Raw genomic sequence first — 6,141 nt, 5'->3', positions numbered from 1 at the left:
GCCGGAAGATGCCCGCCAGCCGCGAGGCCAGGCCGGAGCCGACCTGCGTGTAGCCGGCTTCCAGCCCGACCGAGGCGCCAAAACCGCTGGAGATCATCGTCTGGCCGGCAATGATGAAGGTGTCGGTCAGCGACATGCGCCCGCCATAGAGCGCATTGGCTTCGATCGGGTCGATCGGCGTGCGGAATTTCCGTATCCTGAGCCAGACCACCGTCAGCCCAAGCAGGATGCCGCCGATCGCCGGTACCAGCGCTTGCATCGGATTGGCGAGCGAGAACATGCCGGAAAGCCGGCCGCCGGGCTGGACGCCGAACAACAGCCCGTGCAGGTCCTGCACGATCTGGCTCATCGCCGTGACCAATATGCCCGCCATGACGCCTACGACGCCGGCCAGAATGACCACTGCGATGCCGCGCGCCTCGAGCAGCGGCAACGACCTGATCAGCACCGCGCGCAGCCGGCGTGCATAAACTTGCGGTTGGTTTCTGGAAAGCACCGGGGCGGCTCGCCGACATCACAAAAGGCAGTGGAAAGCCCGCCTGATACGCCCGGCGACACGGCATGGCAACCACAATGGCGACAGACAAGGCGCCATTGTGGCATGGACCGGCCGGTTGCGGTCCTTGCTGCCCTTGGCTGGAACGCAACGACGCTCGCCGGCGACCGGCGAGGAGCCGCCGGCGAATCGATCAGGTCGGCATGGGCTCGCCGGCTTCATAGAGCACGAGATTGCGCTCGCCTATGCCAAGTGCTGGCCAGCTCGCGCGCCAGTCGGCAAGGTGCGGCGAGGCAAAATGCGCGTCGAGCGCTGCTCTGTCGCTCCAGACTTCCGTGACCCGAATGAGCCCGGCATCGAAAACATCCTGCGCATAGGAATACTGGAGACAACCGGGCTCCGCGCGGCTGGCTGAAACCATGCGTTCCATGGCGGGCTTGGCCTCCTCCAATTTGTCTGGCGGCAAGCGGATGGTGCCGGTGATCAGAAGCATGGGTTTTCCCTTCCTTGCGAAGCCGGCCCGTACGGCCATCTGCGCATGATCGTTCGAACTAGCCAGTCTCCCACCCTCGCGCAAGCTTGGCGGGCTACCCTCGCAGGGCTGTCGCGCGCTCGGCAGGCTTCGAATTTGGGGACGACATGGCGATCAGCGAAAGCATTCAGCCCGGCGCGGTGGCCAAGAATGGCCGCGACGTCTTCTTTGCCATTGGCATCGTCATCATCCTGGCCGTGCTGTTCCTGCCGATCCCGGCCTTTCTCATCGACATCGGCCTCGCCTTCTCGATCGCGCTTTCGGTGCTGATCCTGATGGTGGCGCTGTGGATCCAGCGGCCGCTCGATTTCTCGTCGTTCCCGACCGTGCTGCTCATCGCCACCATGCTCAGGCTGTCGCTCAACATCGCCACCACGCGCATGATCCTGTCGCACGGCAATGAGGGCACGCACGCGGCCGGCTACGTCATTGCCGGCTTCTCCAAGCTGGTTATGGCCAGCGACTTCGTCATCGGCCTGATCGTCTTCATGATCCTGATCGTGGTGAACTTCATCGTCATCACCAAGGGCGCCACGCGTATCGCCGAAGTCGGCGCGCGCTTCACCTTGGACGCCATCCCCGGCAAGCAGATGTCGATCGACGCCGACCTCTCCGCCGGCATGATCGACGACAAGACCGCACAGCTTCGGCGTCGCGAACTGGAAGAGGAATCCTCCTTCTTCGGCTCGATGGACGGTGCCTCGAAATTCGTCCGCGGCGACGCCATCGCCGGCCTCATCATCACCGCCATCAACATCGTCGGCGGCATCGCCATCGGCTATATCAGGCACGGCATGGGCATGGGCGAAGCCGCCGACGTGTTCATCAAGCTGTCGGTCGGCGACGGCCTCGTCACCCAGATCCCGGCGTTGATCGTGTCGCTCGCCGCCGGCCTGCTCGTCTCCAAGGGCGGCACCCGCGGCTCGACCAACCAGGCGGTGTTCGGCCAGCTCGGCGCTCATCCGCGCGCCCTCTACGTCGCGGCATCGCTGCTGGTTCTGCTCGGCCTGATGCCCGGCCTGCCGCTGTTCCCGTTCTTCGCGCTCGCTGCCGGCATGGCCGGCCTCGGCTATATCATCCCGATGCGCGCCAACCGCGCCATCGCCGAAGCCGAGGCGATCAAGGATCAGGAAAAGGCGACCAAGGTCGAGGAGGAGAAGAATTCGGTCAAGGCCTCGCTCGCCACCGCCGAGATCGAGCTTTTGATCGGCAAGCAGCTGTCGACAAGGCTGCTGACGTCGCATCAGGAACTGGTTTTCCGCATGGGCAAGATGCGCAAGAAATTCGCCACGCAATACGGTTTCGTGGTGCCGGAAGTGCGTGTCGCCGACGATTTCGCCATCCCGCCGAAGAGCTACCAGATCAAGGTGCACGGCACCGTGGTGGCCGAATACCAGATGCGCGTCGGCGAGATCATGGTGCTGCTCGGCAACCGCGACATCCCCGAAATACCAGGCGAGGAAATCCGCGAGCCGGCTTTCGGCATGCGCGCCTATTCGGTGGTCGAAGCCTTCGCCGAGGATTTGAAGCGCGAGAACTACACCTTCGCCGACAACATGTCGGTGCTGCTCACCCATCTCTCCGAGGTCATCCGCAACAACCTGCCGCAGCTTCTGTCCTACAAGGACATGAAGGCGCTGCTCGAACGCCAGGACCAGGAGTACCGCAAGCTCGCCGACGAGATCTGCACCACGCACATCTCCTACCCCGGCCTGCAGGCGGTGCTGAAGCTGTTGCTCGCCGAGCGCGTCTCGATCCGCAATCTGCATCTGATCATCGAGGCGATCGCCGAGATCGCGCCGCATGTGCGCCGCACCGAGCAGATCGTCGAGCATGTCCGCATCCGCATGGCCCAGCAGATCTGCGGCGACCTCTCCGAGGGCGGTGTGCTGAAGGTGCTGCGCCTCGGCAACCGCTGGGACCTCGCCTTCCACCAGAGCCTCAAGCGCGACGCCAAGGGCGAGGTGCGCGAGTTCGACATCGACCCACGCCAGCTCGAAGAGTTCGGCCAGGACGCCACCAAGGCGATCAAGAAATATCTGGAAGCCGGCGAGCGTTTCGTGCTCGTCACCGCACCCGACGCCCGCCCCTATGTGCGCATGATCATCGAGCGGCTGTTCACCACGCTGCCGGTGCTCAGCCACGTCGAGATCGCCAAGGGCGTCGAGATCAGGGTGCTCGGAACCATATCGTGAGCGTGCTTTCGCAAGGCGTCGTCATCGCGGCGTTCCTCGCCTTCTGCCGCATCGGCGCCTGCTTCATGCTGATGCCCGGCCTGTCCAGCGCCCGCGTTCCGGTCCAGGTCAGGCTGTTCGTCGCGGTCGCCGCCACCGGCGGCCTGCTCGCCTTCCTGTGGGACAAGATCTTTCCCTTCGTCGATCCGCGTCCGCAGATCCTGGTGCCGATGATCATCTCGGAACTTCTGGTCGGCGGCCTGATCGGCGCCATGACCAGGCTCTACATGGAAGCCCTGCGCTTCATGGGCTCGGCCATCGCCATGCTGATCGGCTATGGCGGCACCGGCGGACCGGCGATCGAGGAGCCCGAACCCCAAGCAGCCCTTGCCGCCATCATCTCGTTTTCGGCGCTGTTGATGCTGTTCGTCTTCGATTTCGACCACGAGATAATACGCGCGCTGGTGTCGTCCTACACGGTCGCGCCGGTCAACATCTTCTTCAACCCGCAGGCCGCTCTCGTCGATGTCACCGACACGGTGTCGGACACGTTCTTCCTGGTCATCCGCCTCGGCAGCCCGTTCGTCGCCTATGCCATCCTCGTCAATCTGACGATCGGCTTCGTCAACAAGCTAACGCCGCAGATCCCGATCTATTTCATCTCCCAGCCCTTCATCATCGCCGGCGGCATGATCATCTTCTATTTCGCCGTCGGCACCATGCTGTCGCTGTTCGTCGACGGCTTTGTCGACCTGACATTGGCGAGATGACGATGAGCATCCGCAGGGACCGCCTGAAGAAATTGGTCAAGGTGCAGGAACAGCTGAAGGCGCTGCACGAAACCCGCCACGCCACGTTCGTCGCCGCAGCCAGTGCCGCCGAGGCCGAAGCCAGGGAGCTGGTCGGCCATTTCGACCAAGCCGATTCGCTTTCCGCCCTGTTTCCCGATCTCTACCACCGCCGCATTGCCCAGGCCGTCGTCCGCCAGGAGGCGAACCTGGCAAGCGCGAAGCAGGAAGCCAGCCTCATCGCCGCCGCGACCGCACGCACCAACATGGTCGAACGCGCCTACAAGGACGTGCGCAACCGCGACGAGCGCGAACGCTCCGACCGCGAGCGGCTCGATATCATCGCGCAGAAGCGGAACGAGGAGTAGCGGCGGGGATTCTCCTCGTGATCCGAATTTGACTTGCGGACGGCGCGACGTGAACGGCCGCTTCGCGCCGCATCAACGTCATTCTCCATTCGAAGCGCTCAGGCCGGAAGCTGCCGTGCGTAAGACGCCCAGTCATTGCCCGCCGCGTATAGGTTTGCAGTTGGACAATAATGGCCAGCCGGGCAATCCTGGCATTTGGCGTTGCTTCGGCGAGTCAATACTGAGCCTGGGCTTGCGCGCCATCCCTCTCGACCAGACCAAACGGCTGGACGCGATCGAGCGCAGCAGGCGGGTTCAGTTGGTGCTGGTTGTGGCGGTGAACCCGCACTGCTTCTGTTCCATATCGATCTGCTTCGTGATGCGGACGGCGTTCTGCGCGTAGGCCTCCGTCACGGAGCCACTATTCACGGTCTTGTCCTTCAGCGGACTCACGCCTGCGCAGAGATGGAAAACATGCGGCTCCGAGGACTTCTTGGCGCCGTTTTCCGGTGCGATCCAGTACACGATGTCCTGACCTGCGGGATGTGCCGTGTCCTTCGTCGCCGCAGCCACCGCGGCGGAGTCCGTGGCGATTGCCTGCGCCTGAGCGGCGACGTCGGGCGAACAGGCTGTGGTCGGCTGCCCCGCCTTGATCTGGGTCGCGCACGCGTTCATGTCCTGGGTGTACTGCTCGACCGACGGGGGTTTGAAGCTGATCCCCATGACCGTCGCGAGCACCGCCAGCGCAGCGCCGAGGCCGCCGGCAACCTTCTTGGTCTGCGGGTCCATGTTCTTGTCGGTGAGGATCAGGAAAACCAGCGGGAGGAAGGCAATCAGCGTGATGATTGCGCCGAGCTGGTTTTGGAAGAAGAACCTGGCCGCGTCGGATGCACGGGCCGGATCGTGCCTGTTGGCCGCCTTCCACAGCAAATTGCCGGCGATTGCGAAAACCGCGATGCCGACCAGAAGGCCGATGATCAGCGGCAGGTGTCCCTGGTCGAACTTGTTCTGGCGAAGCAGAATAATCCCGTAGATCTCGCCGCCAATGGCGACGATCCACGAGAGTGCGGCGAAAAGGCGAAGACGCGTGGCGGAGGACTTCTGGCCCTGCGTTGCTTGCCAATCCCTGGTAACGTCTGGCTTGTTGTCGGTCATTGACAAGATCCCCTGATATCGACACTTCAGCGGGCGGCGTTAGGCCAGAAGGCCAACCCGCCCTGCGCAGCGTCATTGAACGAACGTCACCTGCCTTGGCGACGCGGCGAAAAAGGAGCGCCACGGCAGACCACATCCCGATCTTTATTGCGCATGACTGAATTCGTCCATACCCACGGGGCAGACGCCGATGCGGCGATGGCTCCGTTCTTCTTCATCTCCGGCTCGAACTTGACGCTGTCTTCCCTTGCTTGCCTGGCGATTTGGCAGAGGCCACGGTGGTCACGGGATCGGTCGAAAAGCAACATCGGCATATCTGAATTGCGGCCGGATCGATGGCTTGAGGACCTGGTGGAGGCGGACTGTCTGCTTCCGGCCCCACTGCCGTCACCCCACTGCCGTCATTCGAGAAACTGGCGTCGCAATGGCCGCTCGTAGGGCGAAGCAGACACCCGACCCACACCCACATTCCGCCTCCCCTCTCCCCCGCAAGCCTGCCACAAGCTTGTTGAGGCATTGTCTGGCTAAGGAAAACCGACAAAAGGCGGACTTTCTTGGCGATTTCTCCACCCAGCGACATCGTTATGGATGTGGCCCGAGCCGTCGATCCGACGGACATCGAGGCCGCCCGCGCCGCGCTGACAAAGCG

The 6,141-nt window shown here is 63.3% G+C and carries 5 protein-coding genes and 2 pseudogenes; 4 read left to right on the top strand and 3 right to left on the bottom strand.

The features are described 5' to 3' along the window. Together EN993_RS29385 and EN993_RS29380 are read right to left on the bottom strand one after the other, a co-directional pair. Nucleotides 1–496 (bottom strand): annotated as a pseudogene (locus EN993_RS29385) (chloride channel protein); the annotation flags it as partial. A 193-nt stretch (nt 497–689) separates the two neighbouring features. After that, nucleotides 690–989 carry a putative quinol monooxygenase gene (locus EN993_RS29380; RefSeq protein ID WP_127265532.1) on the bottom strand — a complete coding sequence of 100 codons (300 nt, stop codon included), beginning with the start codon at nt 987–989 and terminating at the stop codon, nt 690–692. A 146-nt stretch (nt 990–1,135) separates the two neighbouring features. Between EN993_RS29380 and flhA the strand changes: the two genes are divergently transcribed. The 3 genes from flhA to EN993_RS29365 are packed head-to-tail and all read left to right on the top strand — an operon-like array spanning nt 1,136 to nt 4,358. Further along, nucleotides 1,136–3,223, top strand: a complete 2,088-nt coding sequence (gene flhA / locus EN993_RS29375; RefSeq protein WP_109659348.1) for a flagellar biosynthesis protein FlhA — start codon at nt 1,136–1,138, stop codon at nt 3,221–3,223. Continuing rightward, nucleotides 3,220–3,972 (top strand): flagellar biosynthetic protein FliR, encoded by a 753-nt coding sequence (fliR, locus tag EN993_RS29370; protein WP_109659346.1) that lies wholly within the window; start codon nt 3,220–3,222, stop codon nt 3,970–3,972. The genes flhA and fliR overlap by 4 nt, the downstream gene beginning before the upstream one ends. A 2-nt stretch (nt 3,973–3,974) precedes the next feature. Continuing rightward, nucleotides 3,975–4,358 carry a hypothetical protein gene (locus EN993_RS29365; RefSeq protein ID WP_109659344.1) on the top strand — a complete coding sequence of 128 codons (384 nt, stop codon included), beginning with the start codon at nt 3,975–3,977 and terminating at the stop codon, nt 4,356–4,358. 294 nt (nt 4,359–4,652) lie between these two features. Here EN993_RS29365 and EN993_RS29360 read toward each other — a convergent pair whose 3' ends face one another. After that, on the bottom strand, nt 4,653–5,492 hold the full coding sequence (locus EN993_RS29360) for a hypothetical protein (RefSeq protein ID WP_109659342.1): 840 nt from the start codon (nt 5,490–5,492) through the stop codon (nt 4,653–4,655). Between the two features lie 554 nt (nt 5,493–6,046). Between EN993_RS29360 and EN993_RS38055 the strand changes: the two are divergent. Further along, nucleotides 6,047–6,141 (top strand): annotated as a pseudogene (locus EN993_RS38055) (flagellar biosynthesis protein FlgJ); the annotation flags it as partial.

Origin of the sequence: Mesorhizobium sp. M7D.F.Ca.US.004.01.2.1, assembly GCF_003997785.1 — a bacterium.
GTDB lineage: Bacteria > Pseudomonadota > Alphaproteobacteria > Rhizobiales > Rhizobiaceae > Mesorhizobium > Mesorhizobium loti.
The sequence above is the reverse complement of the archived record's forward strand: the minus strand, read 5'-3'. Positions and strand labels throughout refer to the sequence as shown.